We start from the raw sequence: 26,215 nt of genomic DNA, 5'->3' as shown, positions 1-26,215 counted from the left end.
ACGCCAAGAGAAGGGGAGGATGCTGTCCGGACGGCAGCAATAGTTGGCAGGGAGGAACGAAGGAACGAAAATCGGCCAGAGGGCGGGAAGACGAGAGGGGGGACCTGGCCCGAGGCGTTCTACCCCCGGCCCCAGGCCAGCATCTTGCGCTGAAACTCCTTCGGCGAGCAACCGTTGAAGCGCTTGAACATTTTGTAGAAATGGGCCATGTTGGCCATACCGATCAGTTCGCCGACTTCGCTTACGCTGACGTCCCGGGTGAGAAGCAGCTGTTCAGCTCGTTTGATTTTGCGGAAGTTGACGTATTCGGTGAACGATTGGCCCATCATTTTCTTGAAAAATTTGACGAAGTAATAATAGCTCATGTTGGCCAATCCGCACACGGCCTCCACGGCGATCCGGTCGTCTATGTTCGCTTCCACGAAGTCGATGACCGGCTTAAGGCGGATTCGTTCGACCCGATCCTGGTCGGCGAGCAGCCGGCGCGTATCGTTGCGAATCAGAATGAGCAGCAGCTTTTTGATCAACATGTTGACCGCCAGTTCGTAACCGCTTAACTTGTCGACGGCTTCCTGATGAATTTGGCGAATGCAATCCGCCGCTTCCCGCCGAGCTTCAGGATATTCCCGGAAAATGTAGTTCATGGCGCTGAGCGGCATTTTGGTCTCGTTGAAATATTGCAGGTATGGAATCGTGCTCTGATCGAAATAATTATTAAGATCGAATTGGAGAACGATATATTTCAGATTGCCCTCGGAGTTGTGGTCTCTGTGCAACTGAGAGTTGCCGAGGATAACGATATCCCCGTCTCTAAGCTCGAAAGTTTCGTTGCTCAAGTCGACGGTAAGCGTCCCTTCCTGGACGAGCATCAGCTCGCATTCGGGATGATAGTGCCAGGTGACGCTCCTGGGATCGAGGCGAACCATTTGCCATATTTTCAACGACAATAACGGGTTCTCGTATTCAATCTTTTCTCTTAACGGTTGCAAGGGATCATCCCCTTATAGAGGTCAATTCAAGCCAAAAGACAAAATCGCATAAAATCCTCGCACTTGCCCGAATGGGAATATCGGCAAAGTATGATACACTATATTGTAGTTTGAATATGGACAAGCCGCAAGGAGGACAAGCACATTGACAAAAGTTAACGTAGGCATGATCGGCTGCGGCGGCATCGCGATGGGGAAGCATTTGCCATCGCTCGCCAAAATCCCGGAAGCGCAGGTAGTCGCATTTTTCGATATTTCGGCCGACAGCGCGCATGAAGCCAAAAACAAATTCGGTACGCACGACGCTAGAGTATATCACGACGTCTACGAACTGCTGCGCGATCAAGACGTTCACGTTGTCCATGTCTGCACGCCTAACGATACGCATGCCGAGATTTCCATCGCAGCGCTCGAAGCTGGCAAGCATGTGCTGTGCGAGAAACCGATGGCCAAAACCGCCGAAGACGCTCGCCGTATGCTGGAAACGTCGCAGAGAACGGGCAAGAAGCTGAGCATCGCTTACCAGAACCGCTTCCGCGCGGACAGCCGCTGGCTATACCAGGCTTGCCGCGAAGGCAAGCTCGGCGAGATTTACGTGGCCAAAGCGCATGCGGTTCGCCGCCGCGCGGTGCCGACCTGGGGCGTATTCCTTGATCTGGAGAAGCAGGGCGGAGGTCCGCTGATCGATATCGGCACGCACGCGCTCGATCTGGCTTTGTGGATGATGGACAACTATGAGCCCAAGACAGTACTTGGCTCCTCCTATCGCAAGCTGGCGGAGCAAGGAAGCAGCGCGAACCTGTGGGGAGCGTGGGATCCTGACAAGTTTACAGTAGAGGATTCCGCATTCGCGATGATCACGATGAAAAACGGGGCAACGGTATGGCTGGAGTCTAGCTGGGCGCTGAACACACTCGATGTGGACGAAGCGAAGGTGAGCTTGAGCGGAACGAAGGCGGGAGCCGACATGAAGAAGGGACTGCGCGTCAACGGGGAGGAACATGGCCGTCTCTACACGCAGGAAATTCAGATGGCCGGCGACTTCGGCGGCAACCCGCTTCCGGACGACGCGGCCGAGCAAGAGGCTCGCGCCTGGATCGAGGCGATTGCATACGATCGCGAACCTGTCGTAACGGCCAGGCAAGCGCTTGTTGTGCAGGAAATTCTCGAAGCCGTATACGAATCGGCTAGCAAAGGCCAGGCCATCAGCTTCGTCTAAGCGGGACGGGAAGAGCGGGGAGCGGCTTGAATCGTGCGGAGTCTCAGGGCTGGCGAAGTTTGACTAATTGCGGTCTGTCAGACCGTAAGAGGCGTGAAAGTCGGCCGATTCGCGTGCGCAACGGTCTGTCAGACCGTAAGAGGCCGGAAAGTCGGCCGATTCGCGTGCGCAACGGTCTGTCAGACCGTAAGAGGCCGGAAAGTCGGCCGATTCGCCTGCGCAACGGTCTGTCAGACCGTAAGAGGCCGGAAAGTCGGCCGATTCGCGTGTGCAACGGTCTGTCAGACCGTAAGAGGCCGGAAAGTCGGCCGATTCGCGTGCGCAACGGTCTGTCAGACCGTAAGAGGCCTGAAATTCGGCCGATTCGCGTGTGCAACGGTCTGTCAGACCGTAAGAGGCCGCGCCGCCGCCGTTCGCTGCTAAATAAGGGTGGCAATGGATGCCGTCTTTCATGTAAAATAGAATTGTGATTTATGAACGCGCGTACATAAAACGTGCAAAGGCTTCCACTTTCAATGAGAGGTTTGGTGAAGTTCACAATGAAATCCGGCGTATTTATCGTTCTTTTCGCCCAACAATCGTTCGAACAGGCGCTTGATACCGTCAAAGCGGCGGGACTGCAAGCGGTGGAAATCGGTACGGGAGGTTTTCCCGGCACCGCGCACGTAAATGCCAGGGAGATCGTTAACGACGACGCGGCCATCCGCGGCATTCGCGAAGCGGTTGATTCCCGCGGCTTGACGATCAGCGCGCTCAGCTGCCACGGCAATCCGCTGCATCCGGATAAAGCTACGGCTCAATCCGATCATGAGGACTTCGTCGCGACCGTACAGCTGGCGGAGAAGCTCGGCGTGGACACGGTTATTACGTTCTCCGGCTGTCCGGGAGACTCCGAAGGCGCGAAGTACCCGTCCTGGGTAACCTGCCCGTGGCCGCCCGATTTCCTGACTGTACTGGAGTGGCAGTGGAACGAAGTTGCGATTCCGTATTGGAAGGAACAGTCGGCATTTGCTCGCAAACATAACATTAAAATCGCCATCGAAGCGCATCCCGGCTTCCTCGTGTACAACACGGAAACCGCGCTGCGTCTGCGCAGTGAAGCGGGAGACAACATCGGCGTGAACTTCGATCCATCCCACCTGTTCTGGCAAGGAATGGACCCGATCGAATGCGTCAAGGCGCTCGGGGACTCCATCTACCACGTGCACGCCAAGGACACGAAGATCGATAAGCGCAATACGGCGCTGAATGGCGTTCTGGATACGAAGCACTACGGAGATATCCTGAATCGTTCGTTCGTATTCCGCACGGTCGGCTACGGCCACGATGACGAGTTCTGGAAAGATCTCGTGAGCACGCTTCGCCTTGTTGGTTACGACGGCGTAATCAGCATCGAGCATGAAGACGGTATTATGAGCGTTAACGAAGGCTTCACTAAAGCGGCAGGTTTCCTTAATTCCCTTATTTTGAAAGAAAGCGCGGGTGAAATGTGGTGGGCGTAAACGACAAAATCAATGTCGGCATGGTGGGCTACAAGTTCATGGGCAAAGCTCACAGCCATGCGTATAAAGATGTAGGCATGTTCTTCGAACCGGCCGCCGACGTCGTCATGAAGGCGATCTGCGGACGCGATGAGCAAGGGGTCAAGGCGGCTGCCGATAAATTCGGCTGGGAATCGTACGAGACGGACTGGCGGAAAATGGTCGCGCGCGACGACATCGACTTCGTCGACATCAATGCGCCGAGCGATGCGCATAAGGAAATTACGTTGGCGGCGATCGCGGCGGGCAAGCACGTGTTTTGCGAGAAGCCGCTTGCGCTGAACTTGGCGGACGGCCGCGAAATGCTCGAGGCGGCGGAGAAAGCCGGCGTTAAACATGCCGTCTGCTTTAATTATCGCTTCCTGCCGGCAGTGCAGTTGGCCAAGCAAATCATCGACGAGGGCCGCTTGGGTGAAATCCACCATTATCGTGCGACCTATCTGCAGGACTGGCTTGTCGATCCGAACACGCCAATGGCATGGCGGCTTAAGAAGGAAGTGGCAGGCTCCGGAGCACACGGGGACATCAATGCGCACAGCATCGATCTCGCTCGTTTCCTGATCGGCGAGTTTGATCGCGTTGTCGGCCACAGCCGCACGTTCGTGAAGGAGCGCCCGATTGCGACGGATGCGGCGGGAGGATTGTCCGCCGGCGCCGGCTCTTCCTCGCAGAAGGACCAGGTAACCGTCGACGACGCGACGGGTTTCCTGGCCGACTTCAAGAACGGAGCGATGGGTATGTTCGTCGCCTCCCGTTTCGCGGCCGGCCGCAAAAACCACAACACGTTCGAAATCCACGGCAGCAAAGGCTCATTGCGCTGGGATCTTGAGAAGCTGAACGAGCTGGAAGTTTACTTCCGTGAAGACGAGCCGAACCTGGCCGGTTTCCGCCGCATTCTGGCGACGGAGTCGACCCACAAGTACGCCGGAAACTGGTGGCCGACCGGTCATATTATCGGCTATGAGCACGCCTTCGTGCATATCGTGTACGAGTTCGTACAGCACATTAAGACGGGCTCGCCATTCGCTCCGACGTTCTATGACGGCGTGAAATGCCAAGAAGTTCTTGAAGCGGTCGACCTGTCGATCGAGCGCGGCTCTTGGGTCGGCATCGACGAAGTTTAAACAATCATGGTAAAAGGGAGCTGTCCCAAAAGTAATTTGGGCCACGTCTATACGCAGCAGATGACTATTCCCAGTAGCTTGCCAAGGGCGGTTTTGGCTTGCGCTTGCCCGTAATTTATTAAAGAAAGCTACAGTAGACCGAAATCGAGAAATGGCGACACAGGGATGAAATCCCTAGAGTCGCCATTTCTTCATTTTCACGCTGTTTTTGGTCAAGTGAGCTAGGTCTTAAGTGAGCTTACTTACTTTTGAGACAGCCTCGTTTATTAGGAGGTTCGGAAAGAATATGCCCGTTCGAGACCGAATCGTTAGCCTTCGATGTCCTTGCGCAGGAATAGGTTCAGGGAGATGCGATAGGAAACGTATAGCAGCAGCAATCCTGCAATAGGCAGCCCGATAACCAGTTGCGCGCGAGTGGGCAGCATGTCAAAAGTGAGCGAATCCGCCATGTTGCCGATTCCTCCGATGAGGGCGGCGGCCAGAAAGATGACGAGAAACGAGATGAAGGATGAATTTCGCACGCCAAGCCAAAATTGAATGGGATAGTAGAGAGCTGCGAAAGCCATCGCCAACGCTGCTGACAACGACAGGTTCAGGGACGTTAACGGAAATTCGACGCCAAGCCCGTATTCGTTAATCGCACGGATCGCGGCGGCGAGAATAATGCCGAGCACCAGATAGACGAAGACGCTCCCGTATTTTGCTAGTACGATTTGTTTTCTTCGGACGGGCAGGCTGCCAATGAAAAGCATGCTCTTGTTGCGAAGCTCGAGGTTGGAGGCGAACAGCGTCATCATAATCGCGGGCAGCATGCAGATCATCAGAGGGGAGAACGACGACACGGTAAATAAACCGAACATGACCGCATACGCAGCAATGAACAGAAAGTAATATTTTAAAGCGATGACGTCCTTGCGAATTAAATTAAACATGCGCTTCCACTCCCTTGGCCGTAAAGAACATAATTTCTTCCAGCGTCGGACGTTCGATAAGGGCGTGCCCGGCGAACAACCGCTCGGCTTCCAGCCGGTCCCCGGTCAACCCTTCAAACCCGGATGAGGTTTCCCGAATGCCTGCGAAGATGCGGCGAACGTCCGCGTCCAGCAATTCCTTGTTCGCCTTGACGATAGCGTAGCGATCAAAGATTCGTTCCTTCGATTCATGAAATGCCAGTTCCCCTCGATTAAGAAAGGCGATATAATCCGCGACGCGATCGAGATCGGTCGTAATGTGCGTGGAAAACAAAATCGACATGCGTTCGTCCAGCATCAGCTCGGATAAAATCTCAAGCAGTTCCCGGCGAAACACGGGATCGAGCCCGGCGGTCGGCTCATCCATAATCAGGAGATCGGCATGATGAGATAGAGCGAAGGCTAGGCTCAGCTTCATTTTCATCCCTTTTGACAGGCTGCGGATTTTCGCTTTGGCCGATAGTTCGAAACGGTCGAGGTATCTGCCGAATTGTTGTTCATCCCATCGCTTATAGAATGGCGCGTAGACGCTTCTCATTGCATCGACGGTCAGATGCTCGTAATAGCTGCAATCGTCGGCGACATAGCCGATTCGCTCCTTGATCTCCGCTTCATGGGTCGCGTGCTCCTGTCCGAACACTCGGACGTTTCCGCCCTCGGGAAGGGACATGCCCATCATCAGCTTGATAAGCGTGCTTTTACCCGCGCCATTCGCGCCGATAAGCCCGGTAATAAAGCCCTGCTTAACATCCATCGTTACGTCCTTCAGCTCGAAGCGCTTATACTTTTTGGTTAGGCGGCTGACCTCGATAACCGAATTTTCGTTCACGTTCAATCCTCTCCCTCCAATTCCTCGTATAGCAGCCGAATATGGGCGACAAGCTCCTCCAGCGGCATGTTCAGCGAACGGCTTTCCTGAACGGCCTCGATCAGGGTTCCTTCTAGCAGCCGCAGCCTCTGCTCTCTAATAAATTGCGGATTCGCGCCGGATACGAACGAGCCTTTCCCGACGACGGAATCGATCAGACCTTCCTTCTCCAACTCCTCGTAGGCCCGCTTGGTCGTAATGACACTGATCTGCAAGTCTTTGGCCAACTGTCGAATGGACGGCAGCAGATGGCCCGGTGTGATTTCCCCGTTCAAAATCGACTGACGGATTTGGCGAACAATCTGCCCGTAGATCGGTTCGTCGGATGCGTTAGATAAAATGATATTCATGGCGCCTCCGTATATTGTGTATTTACCGTATATATATAATATATACACTTGAAATAAAATAAGTCAATACGAAACGAACCTGTTTATCTCCGAAGGAGAAACTTTACGTTCGCTTAACGAGAAACGAACGAATGGAAAACAATCTTTTGTTAGTTTCAGAAGTAGGAAAAATATTCTTGTTGAAATCTCGCAGTCTATCACTCATTAACGAGGTGATCTAGATGGCAACGAACGTGCTTGTCGCGGAATCTCGCGCCGTTAAGAAGAACGATGCGCCGCGCTCGGAAAGCGTCTCCCGCCGTCAAGACAGGGCGTCAGTCCCGTCCATGCATGAAATGATCCCGTCCGTGGCCGTCAAGGATTGGGCGCGAAGCTGCCCGGTCATCGGCCCCGATCAGAGGGGCGACGAGCTGGTCGATTTGTTCCGCCGGCAAAATCAATTCGAATGCGTCGTGATTTGCGATGAGGGCAAACGGCCGATCGGATTGATGATGAAGGATCGGTTTTTCCGCCGCTTAGGCACGTTGTTCGGCCTTTCCTTATATGGGCACCAGCCTGTCTCCCACCTGATGGACAAAAAACCGATGATCGTCGAATTGTCCATCGATCCGCAGGAACTGATCGATCAAACGCTGTCCCGCTCGGAGGAAACGTTCTATGACGCCGTGCTGCTCACCGATCGCGGCAAGTTCGCGGGCGTGCTGACGGTAAAAGATTTGCTGAACATCTCCAGGCTGCTGCAGCGCGAGGCGGTCAATCGGCAAATCCGCACGATCCGCGATACCGAGACGATGATCGAGGACATTCACGACTCGGTTGAACGGGTTGCGGAAGCGACGAGCGAAGCTCAGTCTTGCAGCGAGCGGATCAGTGAAATTACCGATCAGGGACGCGGGCAGCTGGAGGAAATGCTGAAGCTGTTCAAGCTTTGGTCGATGAATGCGGACAAGCAAGAGAAGGCGGCTTCGCAGCTTACGGATAGAACGTCGTCCGTTGACGGCATCGTTCGGTTGATCGCGGATTTGGCGGATCAGTGCAACCTGTTGGCGGTAAACGCGACGATCGAAGCGGCAAGAGCCGGAGAGCACGGCAGAGGCTTCGGCGTCGTTGCCGGAGAGATCCGCGCGCTGGCGGATCAAACGAAGCGTTCCGCCGGACAGATCGCCGGTCTGGTCCGGTCAATGTCGGAGGCGGTTCAAGTGTCGGCCGGATTGGCTGGAGAAGGCAAGCAGGGGGCGGACAAAGGCGTGTACAGGGTCAAGAAAACCGAGGATACGTTCGCGCAGCTGTGGAGCTCGTCGGAGATGAACCGGGAAGCGGCAACGCTTCTGCAGACGGCCTCTGCGGCAGCCAAGGGCAAGTCCGAAGAAGTGCGTCTGGAATTCCGCAAGCTGATCGGTCAGATCGGATCCTAAATTTAACAATCGGAAAATGATTCCACAATAGCAGCTTTACAAATCGGGACTATACTCACTATAGCAATGAGAGAAATTTACCATATTCCAGAAGGGTGATAGGTGTCGATGGTGCTTAAGAAGGCGTCCCTGGCAACAGTATTGGCGTTATCCGTAGGAACTGCTTCCGTTGGAGCGGTATCCGCAGCGACAGCAACGGCAGCAAGTACGACGCAGTTGGCAAGCTCCGCTTATTTTGTTAACGGAACGGCGGTTCAACTCGGTACGATTGCGGAGAAAGGCAATACGCTCGTATCGCTCAGAGATTTGAGCTCGAAGCTGGGCGTTAAAGTAAACGTTGTGAACGGAGCAATCCAAGCGAAGCTGAACGGCCATACGGTGGAGCTGAAATCCGGCAGCGGCGTGCTCAAGGTCGACGGAGCGGAGCAAAAGCTGGACGTTGCGGTCAAAAACGTCAAAGGCATCACCTACGTTGAACTGCAAGCCTATGTAGAAGCGCTGGGCGCCAGCCTGTATAAGGACGATACCGGCACGATCTGGATCGACGCCAAGCTGCTTGCGAACGTGGATCGCATTCAATGGGTAGACGCCCAAAGGTACATCGCATCCCAAGTGACAGAATCGGGAAGAGCCGACTATCTGGTCGAGGCGACCACCGGCAAGTATCGCCTGCTGGATATTGCGGCTGACGCTTCCGATCTGGTTTTGTCGCCAAACGGGGATAAAGCGGCCTACACGAATGCCAACGGTCAAGTATCGGTACTTGATTTGACCAAAATAAGTCGCCCTGTCGTCGTCAGCAACGACACGAACATCAAGCCCGAGCTGGTCTGGTCTGCGGACGGCAAGAGCATTTTCTTTCTGCAAGGGGATAAGGGGAGCGTAATCGCGAAGCTGGATCCCGAGATTAATAAGATTACGAAAATTTTGGACGACAAGGTCGACTATAAGGCGAACCTGGAAGTGTCCGCGGACGGCAAGACGTTTACTTATACGGTAACGAAGCCCGGTTCGGTCGTGGCCGACGGCTCCAAGCCGGTAGAGGCGGACGACGTGGCCATCGACATGAAGGGAACGGAGCCGCAAATCTATCAATTCACGGTCGATCCGACGGTGAAAGAGAACAAAGCGGTGCAGCTGACGACTTCGGTCGACGACAAAGTATTCGTACATGCCGCAGCGGACGCATCGAGCATCGTGTACGTCAGTGTGAGCGGCGATGCCGCCGCCAAATCCACGCTGGTTCAAGTCGGCAAGGATAAGAAAACGGCGCCGTTGTATAACGAGCAAGACGTATATCAAGCGGAGTACTCGGGCGGAAAATGGTACTTGCTGACAGAAGGCGACGGAACGAATCCGTTCGTCTACGAAGTAGATCCGGCCGCCGGTTCGGCCAAGCAGCTGCATACATTGTCTGAGGATGTTAGCGAAATATTCGTCAAAGAAGGCGCGCCTCTGGCCGTCATTCGCGACGGACGCGTATTCCTGTATCAGAACGGGCACTGGAAGCCGGTTTCCCGTTAATCGAAACCCCATATCGAGAGGAGAAAAAATTGACTATGAAATGGTTCAAATCGTTATCCGTCGCCGCACTGGCGATTGCTATGGTCGCAACATCGGTATCCGCTGCCGGAGCGGCAAGCTCCCTGAAGGGCAAAATCGTCATCAACGGTTCCTCCGCGCTGCTGCCGCTGACGCTGCAAGCCGCCAATGAATTTAAAAAGCTGAATCCGAAAGTTAAAATCTCCGCTTCCGCGGCAGGCTCCATCACGGGTCCGCAATCGGTCCGCAAAGGCATCGCCGACATCGGCGCCGTCGATTGGGACGCTTCCCAGGACGTGCCGGGCTTCAAGAAGTTCGACGGCCAAGTCGCGCACAAAGTCGCCATCATTCCGTTCGCTGCCGTCGTGAACAAAAACGTAAAAGTCGACGACCTGTCGACGAAGCAACTGCAAGATATTTTCTCCGGTAAAGTGACGAACTGGAAAGACGTAGGCGGAGACGACGCCGACATCATCGTCGTCAATCGCGCATTCGGCTCCGGCACTCGCGTTAACTTCCAAATGAAAGCTCTGCAAGGCACGGACTTCATCAGCAAAGGCAACAACTATAAAGAAGTCAAATCGAGCGGCGATATGAAGACGGCTGTCGAAACGACGCCTAACGCGATCGGCTACATCGACCTCGTCTACGTGACCAGCAACATGAAGGCAATGAAAATTAACAAAGTAGCTCCGACGGAAGCTAACGTAGTCAACGGAACTTATAAAGTATGGGGCTATGGTTATTACATGACGAAGGGCGAGCCGAACGAAGTGACGAAAGCGTTCATCGAGTATATCCAGAGCGCGAAGTTCCAAAACGGCTCCTTGAAGAAGCTGAAGTTCATTCCGATCTCCGCAGTTAAGTAACGCTCGCCGCCAACGACGATTCAACCGATTGAACATTCGCGAAGAAACCAGCGAAGCGGCTCCCTCGCCAAGCTGGTTTCTTCATGGGAGGAACTTGAATTTATGCAACTGGATACGTCGGCGCGTCCGTCGATCGTCAGCCCGAACACGAGCGATTTGGGCGGCAGCATCAAAGCGGGCTCAGGCCGTTCCTTCGACAGGAAAAACAGACTTCTTGTTTACAATCGCTTTTTCAAAATCGCCTGCATCGCCAGCGCGGTATTCGTCTGTCTGATTCTGTTTGCGATTCTGTTCCTGATGTTTCGCACGGGGGTGCTGACGTTCCGCGACGTCTCCCCGATGACGTTCTTCTTCTCGACGGACTGGACTCCAGAAGAGGATCGCTACGGCGCTTTCGTGTTTATTTTCGGCACGTTTGCTTTAACGCTTCTAACGTTGCTTATTTCGGTGCCTCTGTCGGTCGTCATCGCCGTATTTCTGGCCGATATCGCGCCGAATTGGCTGCGCAATCTGCTTCGTCCAGTTCTGGACCTGCTGGTCGGCATTCCGTCCGTCGTCTACGGATTTCTCGGACTTACGATTCTTATTCCCTTGCTTAGAGACGTAACCGGTACGAATATGGGCGACGGCATACTGGCCGCTGCGATCGTGTTGACGATTATGGTGTTGCCGACGATTAGCCGGGTGAGCGACGATGCGATCAGCGCGGTACCGCGAAAATATAGAGACGCTTCCTATGCGCTTGGCGCCACCCGCTTTCAGACGATCTTCAAGGTGACGATCCCGGCGGCACGCAGCGGCATCATGTACGGCGTCATTCTCGGGATGGCCCGCGCGATCGGCGAGACGATGGCCGTCGTCATGGTTATCGGCAATACGCCGCAGCTGGCCGATGCGCTGTTCAAGCCGACTTCGGTACTGACGAGCAACATTGTCATGCAGATCGCCAACGTGCCGTTCGATTCGACCTGGAATAATGCGCTCTATATGATGGGCTTCCTGCTGCTCGTGATTTCCCTGTTGATGATCGTTCTCGTGCGACTGCTGCAAAGGGGGGCTGTTCGATGAAAAACGCTACAGCGGCTGCTGGCGCCTTCCGTACGAAACGCAGTCTCAATCTGATCAACAATCGGCTGTTTACCGCATTCGTATGGGGCGTATCCGCCGCCATCGTCCTGTTTATTCTGGCGCTGCTTTATCTGATTTTACAGAAGGGCTTGCCTTCGTTAACCTGGGATTTCATACTCGGTTTGCCGAGCGAGATCGAAGAGGGCGGAGGCATCGGTCCTGCGCTGTTCAACTCGTTCTACATGCTGGCGATTTCCCTGCTTATCGCAGTTCCGCTCGGTATGGCGGCCGGCATCTATTTGGCGGAATTCGCCCCCGACAACAAGCTCATCGGATTCGTCCGAATTTGCGTGGAAGGGCTCGCTTCGGTGCCCTCGATTATTTTCGGCCTGTTCGGAATCGCGCTGTTCGTAGAGATGTTCCAGATCGGACTGACGATTGTCGGAGGAGCGATCAGCTTGGCGTTCTTGAACCTGCCGGTCATGACGCGGGTGACGGAGGAATCGATCCGCGCCGTTCCGCAGGAGCTAAAGCAGGCTTCGTTCGCGCTTGGCGCAACGCATCTGCAGACGATTCGCCGAGTGCTTATTCCAACCGCGATCAGCGGCCTGGTCACCGGCATCTGCTTGATTGCCGGACGGGCGTTCGGAGAGAGTGCGGTCATCATTCTGACCGCAGGGGTGACGACATCGGGCGAAATGTGGGACTTTAACCTGCTCTCGCCGGGAGAGACGCTCGCCGTACACCTCTGGTACGTCCAATCGGAGGCGATCGTGCCCGACGCTGTGGCCATTTCCGATAAAGCCGCGGCCGTGCTTGTCTTCGTTATTTTGCTCTTCAACATTGTGTTCCGGATTCCGCTGTGGATCAAGGAGCGCAGAAGCAAGTAAGCGCTCATTCGAGAAGCTCGCAGTCAAAGATCGAGCAGCGCCTGAATGGCGCGCTCGGCAAGCTCCGCATTTCCTTCGCGGGCGTTCCGAACGGCGTATAGAGTCCAGTTCTCGGGACGGCCCGGCACATTCGCCGAGGCCGTCTTTCGCGCGTTCTCAGGCAGCATGCATTCGGGTAAAATAGCGAGTCCGAGCCCTGCTTCGACGGCTTGGACGATCCATTGGGCGGAATCGAACGTGCCGGCGACCGACGCGACGCCATGCCGGGCGAGCCAGGGCGCGACAAGCTCGGAAAGAGAACGTTCGGCGTGAACGACGAACGGATAGCGTTGAAGCCGCTCCGCAAGCGCGTGATCCGCCGCTCCGGTCAGCGGGTGATTTGCCGGAAGCAGGAGCATGAAGGGGGAGACGAGAAGCTCGATGCTTGGCAGGCGCTCCGGGTCGGCGGATCGGCGTCCCCCGAGCACAAGATCCAGCTCGCCGAACTCCAGCCGCCGATACAACGTGTCCTCGTCGGCCGTGACAACGGCGATACGGCTGCCAGGGAAGCTTCCGACCCGCGCGAGCCATCCCATAGGGGTCATTGCCGCCTGCGCGCAATCGGTGCAGCCGATGCGCAGAAGGGCGCGTTCATTGTCTCGCAGCTCGCCGATCACCGTCTCGGCTTCCTCATACAGCGCCCCGATCCGCGTCGCATAGGGCAGCAAGCTTTTTCCGGCATCCGTCAGCACCATGCGACCGGCTCTGGCCTCGAACAGCTTGATCCCCCATTCCGACTCCATGTTCTTCATATGAAAGCTAATTGTCGGCTGCTTCATGCGCAGCGCGTCGGCCACTGCGGTCACTTGTTTATAGCGATCGATCAGCTCGACAATTTTCAATTTTAATAGACTCATAATCAATCCTCCGCTTGCGACATCGCGTCATTTAATAAATCTATAATACTATAAATTATATTGAATATTTATATTTACATTTTTCATTCCGTTAACAAAACGAAAACATTGCGCGAATGCGCGCCTTCTACAATATGAACTGTCAACAAAAACAAATGAGAGTTGGAAGGGGAACTATACGAAATGAAAAAGACTGCTTTGCTTCTGATGGTAATGGTATTGACGGTGGTATTGGCCGCATGCGGACAAAACAACAACAATAGCGGAGGCGCAAGCTCGCCGGCGCCGGAAAGCTCGGCTCCCGCAAGCACGACGCCGGCAAGCGAAAGTCCTGCCGCCGAGCTGTCCGGATCGCTGCTGGCGACGGGATCGTCGGCACTGCTGCCGCTGGTCGAGCAAGCTTCGAAGAAGTTCATGGACGGCAATAAAGGCGTATCGATTCAAGTTCAAGCCGGCGGAAGCGGCACGGGCCTGACGCAAGTATCCGAAGGACAATCCGACATCGGCAACTCCGACGTGTTCGCGGAAGAGAAGCTGGATGCGGACAAAGCGGCCGAGCTCGTTGACCACCAAGTGGCGGTAGTCGGAATGGCGGCGGTCGTGCACCCGGAAGTGGGCGTCGACAACCTGACGAAGCAGCAGCTGGTTGATATTTTCACAGGCAAAGTGACGAACTGGAAAGATCTCGGCGGCAGCGATCAGAAGATTCAGATCATCAACCGTCCTTCCAGCTCCGGTACTCGCGCAACGTTCGAGAAATATGCGCTTGGTCAGAAGTCCGAAGACCTGCAAGGCTCCATTCAAGAGGATTCCTCCGGTACGGTAAGAAAGCTGGTTGGCGAAACTCCGGGGGCAATTGGATACTTGGCGCTGAGCTACCTCGACGAATCGATCAAAGTGCTGAAATATGAAGGCGTGGAAGCAACGGTAGACAATGTAGCGAACGGAACGTATCCGGTATGGGCTTACGAGCACATGTACACGAAGGGCGAGCCAAGCGAGCTGGCCAAAGCTTTCCTGGACTACATGCTGAGCGATGAAATCCAAAACGCCGACGTCGTCGAACTGGGCTACATCCCGGCAAGCAAAATGCAAGTGAAGCGCGACGTGAACGGTACGATCACGAAGTAACAAGCTCCATATCCTAAGCCCAATCAAGAGGCGTCCACGCAATGCCTCTTGATTGGCTGTGTAAAGGGAGAGGTACATGGCTCAGCCGTTAGAAAAACAGCAAGCTAAGCCGCATCTTGCGGAAGAATGGGTCGGCAGAATTTATACGCTGCTTTGCATCGCGTTTCTTATTCTCACCATTGTCTCGATCGTTTATTTCGTCGCTTCCAAAGGACTTAGCACTTTTTTCGTTAACCATGTGAACGTCATCGATTTGTTGACGGGCTTGAAGTGGGCTCCGGATGGAGAGCCTGCGGTATTCGGCGCTTTACCGTTTATTTTCGGCTCTTTCAGCACCTCGCTGCTAGCCGCGGCGATCGCCGCGCCGCTGGGCTTCTGCGCATCGGTGTTCATGGTAGAAATCGCGCCTGGATTCGGGCGCAAGTACTTACAGCCGGTCATCGAGCTGCTGGCGGGCATTCCGTCCGTCGTCTACGGCTTCGTCGGTTTGAGCGTCGTCGTTCCGTTTTTTCGCGACGTGTTTCCCGGCCAAGGCGTCGGCATCGCAGCCGGAGCGGTCGTGCTTTCGATTATGATTTTGCCTACGATTACGACAATAGCGACCGACGCGCTGGCCGCGCTGCCGAAGGGATTAAAGGAAGGTTCCTTCGCGCTGGGGGCCACCCGTTGGCAAACGATATACCGCATTGTGCTGCCTACAACGCTTCCCGCTTTGATGACGGGCATCGTGCTCGGCATCGCCCGGGCCTTCGGAGAAGCGCTGGCCGTGCAGATGGTCATCGGCAATGCGCCGCACATTCCGCGCTCGCTGTTCGAGTCCGCTTCGACTTTGACCAGCGCGATTACGCTGAGCATGGGCAACACGGCGATGGGCAGCGTCGCTAACAACGCCTTGTGGTCGCTTGCGCTCATTCTGATGATGATGACCTTCGTCTTCGTCTTCATCGTGCGCTGGCTGGAAAGGAGATCGAAGCTATGAGCGCCAAAACCGCAAATAAAATCGCGACCGGGGTTATCGTCTCGGTCGCCGGCCTGATCGTTCTTGTCCTGGCCGGCTTGCTCGGATTCATTCTCGTCCGCGGGCTAGGACATATCAGCTTCGATTTCCTGACCTCCGCTCCGGAAACGATCCGCAGAGGCGGGGGCATCGGTCCGCAGCTGTTCAATTCGGTGTTCCTGCTCGTTCTGACGATGATCATTACGATTCCGCTCGGCCTGGGGGCCGGCATCTATATGAGCGAATACGCGCCGGCCAATAAGGTTACGAACAGCATTCGCTTGGTCGTCGAAGTGCTTTCCTCCGTACCTTCCATCATCGTCGGTCTGTTCGGCTTGTTGGTGCTCGTCAACCTGTTCGGCTTCGGATTTTCGCTCTTTGCCGGAGCGCTCGCGCTGACCGTGTTTAATTTGCCGCTGATGGTGCGGATTACCGAGCAAGGGCTGCGCGGCGTACCGAGAGAGCAGAAGGAAGCAAGTCTTGCGCTTGGCTTGTCCAAGTGGAAGACAATTACTTCGGTCATGCTGCCGATCGCAATGCCGGTCATTCTGACAGGTACGATTCTTGCCGCTGGTCGCGTGTTCGGCGAAGCCGCCGCGCTGCTGTTTACCGCGGGCATGAGCTCGCCGAGACTTGACTTCACCGACTGGAATCCGTTCAGCCCGTTCTCGCCGCTGAATCCGTTCCGTCCGGCCGAAACGCTGGCGGTACACATCTGGAAAATCAATTCCGAGGGCCTGGCGCCCGACGCGAAGGAAATTGCGGCCGGAGCTTCCGCCGTGCTCGTCATCGCCGTGCTGCTGTTCAACTTCGGCGCAAGATGGCTGGGACGTTATTTGCACCGCAAGTTTACGGCTATTAAATAGAAGGGGGATGGAGCCGGATGGAAGCCATCGGGATGTCCACCAATGATTTGAGCGTCTATTATGCCGAGAAGCAAGCTGTTAAACGCGTATCGCTGGATTTTCGGGCGAAGCAGGTGACGGCGCTTATCGGCCCTTCCGGCTGCGGAAAATCGACGTTCCTGAGAAGTTTGAACCGGATGAACGATCTGATTCCCGATTGCCGCATTACGGGAGAAATCTGGATTCGGGATCGCAATATCAACGATAAGACGACCGACGTCGTCTCTCTGCGCCAACGCATCGGCATGGTGTGGCAGCGGCCGAATCCGTTCCATAAATCGATCTACGAGAACATCGCGTTCGGCCCTCGTTATCATGGAACGAAGAACAAGAAGAAGCTGGACGAAATCGTCGAGCAGTCCCTGCGCAAAGCCGCGCTCTGGGAGGAGACGAAGGATCGTCTGCACAATTCCGCGCTCGCCTTGTCGGGCGGACAGCAGCAGCGGCTGTGCATCGCGAGATCGATCGCGGTCAAGCCCGACATTATCCTGATGGATGAGCCGGCCTCGGCGCTGGATCCGGTGTCGACCTCGAAGATCGAGGAGCTGATCGCCGAGCTGAAGCAGGAATTTTGCATCGTCATCGTTACCCACAACATGCACCAAGCGGCAAGGGTATCGGATAAGACGGCCTTTTTCCTAAACGGGGAAGTCGTGGAGCACGACGTGACGACGAACATTTTTACGAATCCGCAGAAGCAGGAGACAAGCGACTATATCAGCGGGCGGTTCGGATAAAGCGCCGTCGGCGCCAGTACATCAGACAAGAGGAGAATGGCCATGAACTCCATTATCGAGATCGACAACCTGAACTTGTATTACGGAGACTTTCATGCTTTGAAAAGCGTCAATATGGAAATTCCGGAGAAGGCCATTACCGCGTTCATCGGCCCCTCGGGCTGCGGAAAATCGACGCTGCTGCGCACATTCAATCGAATGAACGATATGATCGCCGGCACGCGCATCGAAGGCAAGGTTGAAATTGCCGGCACCGACATCTACTCGGGAGACGTTGACGTCGAGACGCTGCGCAAGCGAGTCGGAATGGTGTTCCAGCAGCCGAATCCGTTCCCGAAATCGATCTACGACAACGTTGCCTACGGCCCTCGTCTGCATGGCATTACCGAACGTAAGAAGCTGGATGAGATCGTGGAGACGAGTCTGCGCTCCGCTGCGCTGTGGAACGAAGTGAAGGATCATCTGAAGCGTTCCGCGAACAGCATCTCCGGCGGGCAGCAGCAGCGGCTGTGCATCGCGCGGGCGTTGGCCGTCGAGCCGGACATTCTGCTGATGGACGAAGCGACGTCGGCGCTGGATCCGATCTCCACGCTAAAGATCGAAGAGCTGGCTCAGGAGCTGAAGGACCGTTATACGATCGTCATGGTTACGCATAACATGCACCAGGCAGCGAGGGTGTCGCAGCAGACCGTGTTTTTCCTGAACGGGGAAGTCGTCGAGTATTCGGAGACGGAGCGGTTGTTCTCCAATCCGACGGATCAGCGCACGGAAGATTATATTAGCGGACGGTTCGGCTGAAGCCGGGGGAGGACGGAGAAGAATGATGGTCAAAAGACAGGAATTCGATCACGGGCTGGAAGAAATTACGCAATTGCTGGTTGAGATGGGCGGCCGTACGGAAAAGGCGCTCATCGAATCGATGGAAGCGCTGAAGAACACCGATGTGGAGACGGCGAAAAAAATCGTTCAATCCGATTCCGAGCTTAATCAGCTGGAAGAGAAAATCAGCGAGATCGGCGCGAAGCTGATCGCGACCCAGCAGCCGGTTGCCAAGGATTTGCGGCGCATTCTGATTGCGTTCAAAATTTCCAGCGATCTCGAACGGATGGGAGACTTGGCAGTAGACATCGCCAAAGTCGTCATTCGTCTCGACGGACAGCCGCTGATCAAGCCGCTGCTCGACTTGCCGAGAATGGCGGACATCGTAGCGGTCATGATTCGGGAATCGCTTCATTCGTACGTTACGGAGAACGTCGACCTGGCTTACAAGAGCGCGAAGGACGACGATCAGGTCGACGCTTTGTACTCGCAAATTATTCGCGAGCTGTTCTCGCTGATGGTCGAAAATCCGAAGACGGTAGGCCAGGCGATGCTGCTCAGCTTTGTCGGTCGGTACATCGAACGCATTGCCGATCACGCGACGAATATTGCGGAGAGCGTCGTCTACCTGATGACGGGCAAACGTCCGGATTTGAATCAGTAGGCTCAGCTCAGCTTGCGAGCTTCGGATTGGCTGCAGATGCAAGCTTGTTGAGCCGTCTAACGGTCTGGCAGACCGTAAGGAGTGCAGGTGCGAGCTTGTTGGGCCGTCTAACGGTCTGGCAGACCGTAAGGAGTGCAGGTGCGAGCTTGTTGGGTGGTCTAACGGTCTGGCAGACCGTAAGGAGTGCAGGTGCGAGCTTGTTGGGCCGTCTAACGGTCTGGCAGACCGTAAGGAGTGCAGGTGCGAGCTTGTTGGGCCGTCTAACGGTCTGGCAGACCGTAAGGAGTGCAGGTGCGAGCTTATTGGGCCGTCTAACGGTCTGGCAGACCGTAAGGAGTGCAGGTGCGAGCTTGTTGGGTCGTCTAACGGTCTGGCTTCTATATCTTTAAGAGTGGTTGATCAGAAAATTCGTAAGTGATGGCCAGGTGTGCCGGCATAATTCAGTTGACATCATGCTCTACACTGTGCTATATAGGTTGAATCAAAGATGCGTTGAAGAGAACGACCCAATGGAGTGGGTTTCCTCTTCATAGGGTTGTTCAATAAGCAGAGTTGCTAGAGATGATCGATAGACAAAGAAAGGGGATGTACCCTTGTCACCTTTATCTTCAATCATCTTTCAGAGCAACTTGAAAGGCTTGTGGGATAACTCTACGGGAAACCGCCCCTTTTGGGCGGTTTTTCGCTTTTTATCGCCATCATCGGCAAACGAACGGAGGATTTATATGGATGACGTATACGATTCGAATAAAAATCAGAGTCAGGATCAGAATCAGGGAATTTCAATCGGCGTTATCGGCCCGGATGCCCTGGTGAAGCGAATATTGCAAGTTCTGAAAGCGTTCCCGTCCTTTAAGCCGGTGGCGCGGACTTATGAGGAGGACGATTCGGCGCCGCGGTTGGCCGAAGAGATTGCGGACGAAGTGGAGGTCATTCTCGTATCGGGGCCGCTCCCTTACCGTCGAATTCGAGAGGAAGCGAATGTGAAGACGGCGCTGCACTTCGTGCCGCTGACCGATACCGGCTTTTACCGGGCGCTGGCTCGGCTGATCAATGCGTTAGGAACGGACAAAAGCCTGCGCTTGTCCATCGATACGCTAGGCGAGCAGATGGTGGACAAATTTCTGAAGGAGATCGGGGAATCCCGCGTTCAAGCGGATCATTACGACGGATCGGCCTATCCAACGCGCGAAGAGCTGATTGCGTTTCATCGCGAACGGTTCGAAGCCGGGATAAGCGACGGGGCGTTGACCGCCGAAGGGGCGGTGGCGCTGGCGCTGACGAAGCTCGGCATCCCGAACGAATGGGTAATCCCGACGGATCAGAACATTACGGTCGCGCTGGAGCGCGCGCTGCTGTCGACGGAAACCCGCCGGAGCAAAGAAGCGCAGATTGTCGTTGGGCTGCTGAACGCGGATCATTTCGAGAAAAGGATTCACGGCCATACGACTGAGCACGACGTACAGAGATTTAAGTTGGATATCCACCGTATGCTGCTTGATTACGTAGAGTCGCTGGACGGCTATTTGACCCCTCTCGGAGGGGACGAGTATTTATTTTTTACGACGCGGGGCATCTTCGAGCGGGAGACCGGCGGCTACAAAACGATCCCGTTGGGCAGGCAAGCTTTTCGGAAATTCGGCCTATCGCTTAGCATCGGCATCGGCTTCGGGCGCTCTGCCAACGAAGCGGGCACGCACGCGAGAGCCGCGCTGCGCAAAGCGAAGGAGGCCGGAGGGGATACGTGCTTTATCGTGCGCGAGGACAAGACGCTGATCGGACCGCTGGCGATGGCGGATTCGCTTGAACAGGATTTGTCGATTACGGATGCAGAGCTGCTTCGGCGAACGGAGAGCGCGGGCATGACGTCCGCTTATTTGAGCAAGCTGCTCGCCCAAACGGCTCGCACCGGCAGGACGGATTATATGGCGCACGAGCTGGCCGTACTGCTTAACGTGACCGTCCGAACGGCGCACAGGCTTATTTTACAATGGATGGATCATAACCTGGTTCGAATCGTTGGCGTGGAGAAGGTTCCGAAGGGGCGGCCGCGGCAAATTTTCCGGTTCGTCTTTCTGGCGGACGAAAGCTGGAAGTAAGCGAGGGCATGGAAAGCCCGGCCTTCCGACGGTTTACAGACGACTTAAAGATTTGTCTTTTAATAAGAGGGGGGATTATGATGAACTTATTCTCGACAACGGAAGGAGAAAGAACGGATGAAATCGATTGAAGAACTGGAGGCCAAGCTGGCCGAGCCTTCGGAGGCGCTGATTCGCGATATTGCCGCCATCGAGGGAGACATTCTGCTGCTGGGCGTTGGGGGCAAGATGGGGCCGAGCCTGGCCAAGCTGCTTATGAATGCAATTAAGCAAGCCGGAGCGAGCAATCGGGTGATCGGGGCGTCGCGCTTTTCGGAGAAGGGGCTGCGGGAGCAACTGGAGGCCGAGGGGATCGAAACGATCGCGTGCGACCTGCTTAACGAGGAGCAATTGCAAAGCTTGCCGGACGCTCCGAATGTCATCTATATGGCCGGCAACAAGTTCGGCACGACGGGCAACGAATCGTTCACTTGGGCGATGAATGCTTATCTGCCAGGCAGAGTCGCGGAGAAGTATCGCAACTCGCGGATCGTCGTCTTTTCCTCGGGCAACGTGTATCCGTTTACGCCGGTTGGGAGCGGGGGAGCGGACGAAACGACGCCGCCTTCGCCGGTGGGGGAATACGGTCAATCCTGTCTGGGACGGGAACGCGTATTCGAGCACTTCTCTAAAGTCCATTCCACGAAAATGCTTATCTATCGTCTCAACTACGCCATCGACTTGCGCTACGGCGTACTGCTGGAAATCGCCAAGTCGGTGCAAGGCGGCAAACCGATCGACCTGACGATGGGGCATGCGAACATCATCTGGCAGGGAGACGCCAATGAGATTGCCATTCGCTCCCTGCTCGTTTGCGAAGCGCCCGCCCGCTTCCTGAACGTGACGGGTCCCGAGACGATGTCCATCCGCTGGGCGGCGGAGAAGTTCGGCGAGCGATTGGGAATCGAGCCGGTATTCACGGGAACCGAGTCCGACAATGCGCTGCTGAACAATTCAACGAAGTGCCATCAACTGTTCGGCTATCCCCGCGTCTCGCTGCTCCAAATGATCGATTGGGTTGCGGAATGGGTGGAGGTCGGCGGAGCGACCTTGAACAAGCCGACGCATTTCCAGGAACGAAAGGGGAAGTTTTGAGCGATGAGCGGGAGAAGAGAGCTTACGCCCGAGCTGAAGCGGGCGCTGCATGAGGGGCTGGTCATTCCGGCGCATCCGCTGGCGCTGAACGAGAACCGCCAACTGGACGAACGGCGTCAAAGAGCGCTTAGCCGTTACTATATCGCGTCTGGCGCGGGCGGCATCGCCGTCGGCGTTCATTCCACGCAATTCGAGATTCGCGAGCCGCAGCACAATTTGTTTGAGAAAGTGCTGCGCCTGGCCTCCGAGGAGGTAGCGCGAGCGGGGCTGCAGCGTCCGTTTATACGCGTTGCGGGAATATGCGGGCCAACGGAGCAGGCGGTCGCGGAGGCCGAAACGTCCGCCTCGCTCGGGTACGATGCCGGATTGCTCAGTATGGGAGGGCTGCAAGGCTGGACTGAGGCGGACATTCTGAAACGGACGGAAAAGGTGGCGGATGTCATGCCGATCATCGGTTTCTACTTGCAGCCATCGGTGGGCGGCCGGACGTTCAGCTTCGACTTCTGGCGGGCGTTCGCCGACATTCCCGGCGTCGTGGCGATCAAAATGGCGCCGTTTAATCGCTACCAGACGATTGACGTCGTGCGTGCGGTGATCAGCTCCGAGCGGCGGGACGAAATCGCGCTGTATACAGGCAACGACGATAATATCGTTAACGACTTGTTGACCGTCTACAAGTTTCAGGCGGATGGCCGTGTTGTGGAGAAAAGAATCGTCGGAGGGCTGCTCGGCCATTGGGCCGTATGGACGCACAAGGCGGTGGAACTGCTGGAGGAAATCAAACGCGTGCGGGAGCAAGGGAGCATTCCAGCGGAATGGCTGACCCGCAATGTTGAAGTTACCGACTCTAATGCAGCCTTTTTCGATCCTGCTCATGGGTTTGCAGGATGCATTCCGGGCATTCATGAGGTGCTGCGCAGACAGGGACTGCTGGAGGGAACATGGTGTCTCAATCCTCACGAACAGCTGTCGAAGGGGCAAAAGGAAGAGATCGACCGGGTGTATCGGGAATATCCGCATCTGAACGACGACGATTTTGTGCGTCGAAATCTGGCCGAATGGCTGGTCTGAAGGTTGTGAGCGGAAAATGCGATTCAAAGACGTATTTTCGATTATCGGACCGAGCATGATCGGCCCGTCCAGCTCGCATACGGCAGGCGCCGCCCGGCTCGGCCGAGTCGCCAGGGAGCTGCTCGGCGCAATGCCGAAGGAGGCTGACATTGTGTTCTACGGCTCCTTCGCGGCGACTTATGCCGGACATGGAACCGACGTGGCCGTTGTAGCCGGGCTGCTGAGGTTCGGCACGGACGATGCGCGAATTCCCGATTCGCTGCGGTTGGCGGCCGAGGCTGGGATGAAGGTGACGTTCCGGGCGGGCGCGGGAGCGGCCGTTCATCCGAATACGCTGTCCGTGGAGCTGCGCTCGGACGATCGCTTCTGCAGGATGACCGGCTGCTCGATTGGCGGCGGCAATATCGAGGTGGTTGAGGCTAGCGGCTTTGACCTGCGTTTTACGGCCGATTATCCGACGACGATTGTGTTTCATGGCGACCGTACCGGGGTGCTTGCGGATATTACGCGGCTGCTAAGCGGGGCGAATGTCAACATCGGCTATATGGACGTCGACCGCAAAGGCAGGCTTGGAGAGGCGGCGACGGCCGTTGAGACGGACGGGGGGCTCTCCGACGATCTGCTGGAGGAAATTCGGAGGCTGCCTGGCGTGACCGGCATAAGCTATATCGATCTGAATGGCGGTGCAGAGGCATGAGATTCCGTACTTTGAACGAGCTGGCGGAGCTCAGCGTGCGGGAAGGCAAACCGATCTACCGGGTGATGCTGGAGGATCAGGCAATGGAGTCGGGACGAACGGCCGAGCGGGAATGGGACAAAATGAAGCAATATTACGGCATCATGAAGGAAGCCGTAAGGAAAGGGGCTGCGGCGGAAGGAGGCTCGAGAAGCGGGCTGACCGGAGGAGACGCGAAGCGGACGCTGGTTTACGCTCGTCGGCCGGATTCGTCGCTCGCTCTCGATGCGGGCAAGGCGATGGCTTACGCGCTGGCGGTGTCCGAGGTGAACGCCTCGATGGGGCGCATCGTCGCCACGCCGACCGCCGGCTCCTGCGGCGTCATTCCCGGCGTATTCGTCAGCAGTCAGGAACGGTTCGGCTGGAGCGACGACGATATGGTCGGCGGGTTGTTCTGCGCGGGAGCGATCGGTTATGTGATCGCCAACAATTCTTTTATTTCCGGAGCTGAAGGCGGCTGTCAGGCGGAGATCGGATCTGCGATCGGCATGGCCGCGGGAGCGCTGACGGAGCTGAAGGGCGGCAGTCCGGCGCAAGTGGTGCACGCGGTCGGGCTCGCTTTGAAAAACACGCTGGGACTCATCTGCGATCCGGTAGCGGGTTTGGTGGAAATTCCGTGTATCGTGCGCAACGGCTTCGGCGCGGTTAACGCCCTGGCTGCCGCAGATATGGCATTGGCGGGCGTGCGAAGCGTCATTCCGTCGGACGAGGTCATTCAAGTGATGCTGGAAGTCGGCGGCGCCATGCCGGATATTCACCGCGAGACGGCGCAGGGCGGATTGGCACAGACGCCGAAAGGCAGAAGACTTGCCGAGCAGCTTGCTGCGGGGACGAGGACGTCAGGCGACAGGAAGGATGGGGAGAACGATGGTGAATGAGGATGTCTATAGAAGCTTACGAGCTTCCGCCGGCGCGATCGAGAGTGAACTGATCGCGCTGCGCAGGAAGCTTCATTCGTATCCGGAGCTTAGCTTCGAGGAGGAGCGCACCTCGGATGCCGTCGCCGAGTGGCTGAGCGGCCTGGGGCTGGACGTCGTGCGGCGCGGAGTTGGCGGTCACGGCATTGTGGCCGAACTGGCTGGCAGTCGACCGGGGCCGCGCATTGCCCTGCGCGCGGACATGGACGCGCTGCCGATCCAGGAGGAGAGCGGTTTGCCGTATGCGTCGCAAGTGCCGGGCGTTATGCACGCCTGCGGCCATGACGCGCATACGGCGATGCTGTGCGGCGCGGCGAGATTGCTGGCTGAGCGCCGGGATCGTCTGTCCGGCAGCATCCAGCTGCTGTTTCAGTCGGCGGAGGAGATCAACGCCGGGGCGAAAGCGATGATCGGGCAGGGGGCGCTGGAAGGCGTGGACGAAATCTACGGTTTGCACAACTTGCCCACGCTGCCTGCCGGTCAAGCGGGAACGCGTTTCGGGGCGTTGATGGGTTCCGTCGATCAGTTCGAGGTGACCGTGACGGGCCGGGGAGGGCATGGCGCCCTGCCGGAGCAGTGCGTCGATCCGGTCGTGGCGGCGTCGGCGATCGTGATGGCGCTGCAGACGGCGATCAGCCGCGAGCTATCCCCGTTCAGTCCGGCGGTCGTGACCGTCGGCAGCGTGCATGGCGGCGCTGCTTATAACGTGATCCCGGAGCGGGTGGAGCTTGCCGGGACAGTGCGAACTTTCTCTCCGGACGTTCAAGAGAAGATGCCGGATCGACTGCTAAGATTAATCAACCGAACCGCGGAGGCTTATCGGTGCGAGGCGGAACTGCGCTATATCCGGCATGTGCCGGTGCTTGTCAACCACGACGCTTGCGTCCGCCATGCGGAGGCGGCGATCGATGCGGTTCTTGGCCGGGAAAACCGGATCGAGGCGCCTCCCGTGCTGGCGGGGGAGGATTTCTCCGTCTATCTTCAGCGCGTGCCGGGCTGCTTCATCTGGCTCGGCTCGGGACCGGAGAACGGAGCCGGGCAGGCGTACGGTCTGCACCATCCTCGTTATACGCTGAACGAGGATTGTCTGTCGGACGGCGCGGCTTTGCTGGCCGCGATCGCGATGGGCAGATTGGATGCCGGATTGTCGGAGAAAGGTTTCGATTAGCTTTCAGAGCAACTTGATAGGACAGCCGCCTCCTCCTTAATTTACCTTCCGTTAACAAAGTACGGGACTACAAATAACGAGACCGTGTTAAGGTG

General features: G+C 56.3%; 27 protein-coding genes. 21 read left to right on the top strand and 6 right to left on the bottom strand.

The features are described 5' to 3' along the window. Nucleotides 1–119: 119 nt before the first annotated feature. Nucleotides 120–989, bottom strand: coding sequence for an AraC family transcriptional regulator (locus tag J4772_RS19545; RefSeq protein WP_209071011.1), 870 nt, complete (start codon nt 987–989; stop codon nt 120–122). Between the two features lie 145 nt (nt 990–1,134). Here J4772_RS19545 and J4772_RS19540 point away from each other — a divergent pair, with 145 nt between their 5' ends. Further along, a complete protein-coding gene (locus J4772_RS19540) occupies nt 1,135–2,208 on the top strand; it encodes a Gfo/Idh/MocA family protein (protein WP_209071009.1) in 1,074 nt (357 codons plus the stop codon). 63 nt (nt 2,209–2,271) lie between these two features. Here the strand turns inward: J4772_RS19540 and J4772_RS19535 are convergent, their stop codons facing one another. Further along, entirely contained in the window at nt 2,272–2,661 is a 390-nt protein-coding gene (locus J4772_RS19535; protein WP_209071007.1) for a hypothetical protein, read from the bottom strand. 86 nt (nt 2,662–2,747) lie between these two features. On the opposite strand from J4772_RS19535, the gene J4772_RS19530 reads away from it, so the two are divergent. Further along, nucleotides 2,748–3,710: a sugar phosphate isomerase/epimerase family protein gene (locus tag J4772_RS19530; RefSeq protein ID WP_116060326.1), complete on the top strand. Its 963-nt coding sequence runs from the start codon at nt 2,748–2,750 to the stop codon at nt 3,708–3,710. A gap of 20 nt (nt 3,711–3,730) precedes the next feature. Further along, nucleotides 3,731–4,873: a Gfo/Idh/MocA family protein gene (locus J4772_RS19525; RefSeq protein WP_209077290.1), complete on the top strand. Its 1,143-nt coding sequence runs from the start codon at nt 3,731–3,733 to the stop codon at nt 4,871–4,873. A gap of 308 nt (nt 4,874–5,181) precedes the next feature. On the opposite strand, the gene J4772_RS19520 is transcribed toward J4772_RS19525, so the two are convergent. From J4772_RS19520 to J4772_RS19510, 3 genes are read right to left on the bottom strand one after another with little or no spacing between them, the layout of a single operon-like run. Beyond that, nucleotides 5,182–5,805, bottom strand: a complete 624-nt coding sequence (locus tag J4772_RS19520) for an ABC-2 transporter permease (protein WP_209071004.1) — start codon at nt 5,803–5,805, stop codon at nt 5,182–5,184. Further along, nucleotides 5,798–6,679 (bottom strand): ABC transporter ATP-binding protein, encoded by an 882-nt coding sequence (locus J4772_RS19515; RefSeq protein WP_247740780.1) that lies wholly within the window; start codon nt 6,677–6,679, stop codon nt 5,798–5,800. The genes J4772_RS19520 and J4772_RS19515 overlap by 8 nt, the downstream gene beginning before the upstream one ends. Continuing rightward, on the bottom strand, nt 6,676–7,062 hold the full coding sequence (locus tag J4772_RS19510) for a GntR family transcriptional regulator (RefSeq protein WP_209071003.1): 387 nt from the start codon (nt 7,060–7,062) through the stop codon (nt 6,676–6,678). Before J4772_RS19510 ends, J4772_RS19515 begins: the two co-directional genes overlap by 4 nt. 221 nt (nt 7,063–7,283) lie before the next feature. Between J4772_RS19510 and J4772_RS19505 the strand changes: the two genes are divergently transcribed. The 5 genes from J4772_RS19505 (at nt 7,284) to pstA (J4772_RS19485) (ending at nt 12,846) form a co-directional block, all read left to right on the top strand. Continuing rightward, a complete protein-coding gene (locus J4772_RS19505; protein ID WP_209071002.1) occupies nt 7,284–8,477 on the top strand; it encodes a methyl-accepting chemotaxis protein in 1,194 nt (397 codons plus the stop codon). 108 nt (nt 8,478–8,585) lie between these two features. Continuing rightward, nucleotides 8,586–10,001: a stalk domain-containing protein gene (locus tag J4772_RS19500; RefSeq protein ID WP_247741204.1), complete on the top strand. Its 1,416-nt coding sequence runs from the start codon at nt 8,586–8,588 to the stop codon at nt 9,999–10,001. A 35-nt stretch (nt 10,002–10,036) separates the two neighbouring features. Further along, a complete protein-coding gene (locus J4772_RS19495) occupies nt 10,037–10,888 on the top strand; it encodes a phosphate ABC transporter substrate-binding protein (RefSeq protein ID WP_116060331.1) in 852 nt (283 codons plus the stop codon). 102 nt (nt 10,889–10,990) lie between these two features. Continuing rightward, on the top strand, nt 10,991–11,956 hold the full coding sequence (gene pstC, locus J4772_RS19490) for a phosphate ABC transporter permease subunit PstC (RefSeq protein WP_116060332.1): 966 nt from the start codon (nt 10,991–10,993) through the stop codon (nt 11,954–11,956). Further along, nucleotides 11,953–12,846, top strand: coding sequence for a phosphate ABC transporter permease PstA (gene pstA, locus J4772_RS19485; RefSeq protein WP_116060333.1), 894 nt, complete (start codon nt 11,953–11,955; stop codon nt 12,844–12,846). The genes pstC (J4772_RS19490) and pstA (J4772_RS19485) overlap by 4 nt, the downstream gene beginning before the upstream one ends. Before the next feature lie 23 nt (nt 12,847–12,869). Here pstA (J4772_RS19485) and J4772_RS19480 read toward each other — a convergent pair whose 3' ends face one another. Further along, nucleotides 12,870–13,742 carry a LysR family transcriptional regulator gene (locus tag J4772_RS19480; protein WP_209070992.1) on the bottom strand — a complete coding sequence of 291 codons (873 nt, stop codon included), beginning with the start codon at nt 13,740–13,742 and terminating at the stop codon, nt 12,870–12,872. Nucleotides 13,743–13,925: 183 nt separating this feature from the next. Here J4772_RS19480 and J4772_RS19475 point away from each other — a divergent pair, with 183 nt between their 5' ends. The 13 genes from J4772_RS19475 (at nt 13,926) to J4772_RS19415 (ending at nt 26,120) form a co-directional block, all read left to right on the top strand. Next, nucleotides 13,926–14,873: a phosphate ABC transporter substrate-binding protein gene (locus J4772_RS19475; protein WP_209070990.1), complete on the top strand. Its 948-nt coding sequence runs from the start codon at nt 13,926–13,928 to the stop codon at nt 14,871–14,873. 76 nt (nt 14,874–14,949) lie between these two features. Then, nucleotides 14,950–15,852, top strand: coding sequence for a phosphate ABC transporter permease subunit PstC (gene pstC / locus J4772_RS19470; RefSeq protein WP_116060336.1), 903 nt, complete (start codon nt 14,950–14,952; stop codon nt 15,850–15,852). Continuing rightward, a complete protein-coding gene (pstA, locus tag J4772_RS19465) occupies nt 15,849–16,736 on the top strand; it encodes a phosphate ABC transporter permease PstA (RefSeq protein ID WP_116060337.1) in 888 nt (295 codons plus the stop codon). The genes pstC (J4772_RS19470) and pstA (J4772_RS19465) overlap by 4 nt, the downstream gene beginning before the upstream one ends. A gap of 17 nt (nt 16,737–16,753) precedes the next feature. Next, nucleotides 16,754–17,512 carry a phosphate ABC transporter ATP-binding protein PstB gene (gene pstB, locus J4772_RS19460; RefSeq protein WP_116060338.1) on the top strand — a complete coding sequence of 253 codons (759 nt, stop codon included), beginning with the start codon at nt 16,754–16,756 and terminating at the stop codon, nt 17,510–17,512. 42 nt (nt 17,513–17,554) lie between these two features. Then, nucleotides 17,555–18,310 carry a phosphate ABC transporter ATP-binding protein PstB gene (gene pstB, locus J4772_RS19455; protein WP_220377075.1) on the top strand — a complete coding sequence of 252 codons (756 nt, stop codon included), beginning with the start codon at nt 17,555–17,557 and terminating at the stop codon, nt 18,308–18,310. Between the two features lie 25 nt (nt 18,311–18,335). Further along, nucleotides 18,336–18,995: a phosphate signaling complex protein PhoU gene (gene phoU, locus J4772_RS19450; protein WP_116060523.1), complete on the top strand. Its 660-nt coding sequence runs from the start codon at nt 18,336–18,338 to the stop codon at nt 18,993–18,995. A gap of 26 nt (nt 18,996–19,021) precedes the next feature. Next, a complete protein-coding gene (locus J4772_RS19445; protein ID WP_209070988.1) occupies nt 19,022–19,384 on the top strand; it encodes a hypothetical protein in 363 nt (120 codons plus the stop codon). 336 nt (nt 19,385–19,720) lie between these two features. Beyond that, entirely contained in the window at nt 19,721–21,094 is a 1,374-nt protein-coding gene (locus J4772_RS19440) for a hypothetical protein (protein WP_209070987.1), read from the top strand. A 117-nt stretch (nt 21,095–21,211) separates the two neighbouring features. Next, complete coding sequence (locus J4772_RS19435) at nt 21,212–22,228, top strand: NAD-dependent epimerase/dehydratase family protein (protein ID WP_209070986.1); 1,017 nt, start codon at nt 21,212–21,214, stop codon at nt 22,226–22,228. A 3-nt stretch (nt 22,229–22,231) separates the two neighbouring features. Next, nucleotides 22,232–23,299: a dihydrodipicolinate synthase family protein gene (locus J4772_RS19430; RefSeq protein WP_209070985.1), complete on the top strand. Its 1,068-nt coding sequence runs from the start codon at nt 22,232–22,234 to the stop codon at nt 23,297–23,299. Between the two features lie 16 nt (nt 23,300–23,315). Continuing rightward, nucleotides 23,316–23,996, top strand: coding sequence for an L-serine ammonia-lyase, iron-sulfur-dependent subunit beta (sdaAB, locus tag J4772_RS19425; protein WP_209070984.1), 681 nt, complete (start codon nt 23,316–23,318; stop codon nt 23,994–23,996). Further along, nucleotides 23,993–24,913, top strand: coding sequence for an L-serine ammonia-lyase, iron-sulfur-dependent, subunit alpha (sdaAA, locus tag J4772_RS19420; protein WP_209070983.1), 921 nt, complete (start codon nt 23,993–23,995; stop codon nt 24,911–24,913). Before sdaAB ends, sdaAA begins: the two co-directional genes overlap by 4 nt. Then, on the top strand, nt 24,891–26,120 hold the full coding sequence (locus J4772_RS19415) for a M20 metallopeptidase family protein (protein WP_247740779.1): 1,230 nt from the start codon (nt 24,891–24,893) through the stop codon (nt 26,118–26,120). The genes sdaAA and J4772_RS19415 overlap by 23 nt, the downstream gene beginning before the upstream one ends. The last annotated feature ends 95 nt before the right edge of the window (nt 26,121–26,215 follow it).

The sequence above is a fragment of the Cohnella sp. LGH genome (assembly GCF_017671885.1).
Taxonomy (GTDB): domain Bacteria; phylum Bacillota; class Bacilli; order Paenibacillales; family Paenibacillaceae; genus Cohnella; species Cohnella phaseoli.
Note: the sequence above shows the minus strand (reverse complement) of the source record. Positions and strands in the feature narration are given on the sequence as shown.

Excerpts from the sequence above, each read along its gene's own strand:
- J4772_RS19535 (WP_209071007.1), bottom strand. The coding sequence starts at position 2,661 with ATGAAAGACGGCATCCATTGCCACCCTTATTTAGCAGCGAACGGCGGC.
- J4772_RS19530 (WP_116060326.1), top strand. The coding sequence starts at position 2,748 with ATGAAATCCGGCGTATTTATCGTTCTTTTCGCCCAACAATCGTTCGAA.
- J4772_RS19525 (WP_209077290.1), top strand. The coding sequence starts at position 3,731 with ATGGTGGGCTACAAGTTCATGGGCAAAGCTCACAGCCATGCGTATAAA.
- J4772_RS19520 (WP_209071004.1), bottom strand. The coding sequence starts at position 5,805 with ATGTTTAATTTAATTCGCAAGGACGTCATCGCTTTAAAATATTACTTT.
- J4772_RS19510 (WP_209071003.1), bottom strand. The coding sequence starts at position 7,062 with ATGAATATCATTTTATCTAACGCATCCGACGAACCGATCTACGGGCAG.
- J4772_RS19505 (WP_209071002.1), top strand. The coding sequence starts at position 7,284 with ATGGCAACGAACGTGCTTGTCGCGGAATCTCGCGCCGTTAAGAAGAAC.
- J4772_RS19500 (WP_247741204.1), top strand. The coding sequence starts at position 8,586 with ATGGTGCTTAAGAAGGCGTCCCTGGCAACAGTATTGGCGTTATCCGTA.
- J4772_RS19495 (WP_116060331.1), top strand. The coding sequence starts at position 10,037 with ATGAAATGGTTCAAATCGTTATCCGTCGCCGCACTGGCGATTGCTATG.
- pstC (WP_116060332.1), top strand. The coding sequence starts at position 10,991 with ATGCAACTGGATACGTCGGCGCGTCCGTCGATCGTCAGCCCGAACACG.
- pstA (WP_116060333.1), top strand. The coding sequence starts at position 11,953 with ATGAAAAACGCTACAGCGGCTGCTGGCGCCTTCCGTACGAAACGCAGT.
- J4772_RS19480 (WP_209070992.1), bottom strand. The coding sequence starts at position 13,742 with ATGAGTCTATTAAAATTGAAAATTGTCGAGCTGATCGATCGCTATAAA.
- J4772_RS19475 (WP_209070990.1), top strand. The coding sequence starts at position 13,926 with ATGAAAAAGACTGCTTTGCTTCTGATGGTAATGGTATTGACGGTGGTA.
- pstC (WP_116060336.1), top strand. The coding sequence starts at position 14,950 with ATGGCTCAGCCGTTAGAAAAACAGCAAGCTAAGCCGCATCTTGCGGAA.
- pstA (WP_116060337.1), top strand. The coding sequence starts at position 15,849 with ATGAGCGCCAAAACCGCAAATAAAATCGCGACCGGGGTTATCGTCTCG.
- pstB (WP_116060338.1), top strand. The coding sequence starts at position 16,754 with ATGGAAGCCATCGGGATGTCCACCAATGATTTGAGCGTCTATTATGCC.
- pstB (WP_220377075.1), top strand. The coding sequence starts at position 17,555 with ATGAACTCCATTATCGAGATCGACAACCTGAACTTGTATTACGGAGAC.
- phoU (WP_116060523.1), top strand. The coding sequence starts at position 18,336 with ATGGTCAAAAGACAGGAATTCGATCACGGGCTGGAAGAAATTACGCAA.
- J4772_RS19440 (WP_209070987.1), top strand. The coding sequence starts at position 19,721 with ATGGATGACGTATACGATTCGAATAAAAATCAGAGTCAGGATCAGAAT.
- J4772_RS19435 (WP_209070986.1), top strand. The coding sequence starts at position 21,212 with ATGAAATCGATTGAAGAACTGGAGGCCAAGCTGGCCGAGCCTTCGGAG.
- J4772_RS19430 (WP_209070985.1), top strand. The coding sequence starts at position 22,232 with ATGAGCGGGAGAAGAGAGCTTACGCCCGAGCTGAAGCGGGCGCTGCAT.
- sdaAB (WP_209070984.1), top strand. The coding sequence starts at position 23,316 with ATGCGATTCAAAGACGTATTTTCGATTATCGGACCGAGCATGATCGGC.
- sdaAA (WP_209070983.1), top strand. The coding sequence starts at position 23,993 with ATGAGATTCCGTACTTTGAACGAGCTGGCGGAGCTCAGCGTGCGGGAA.
- J4772_RS19415 (WP_247740779.1), top strand. The coding sequence starts at position 24,891 with ATGGGGAGAACGATGGTGAATGAGGATGTCTATAGAAGCTTACGAGCT.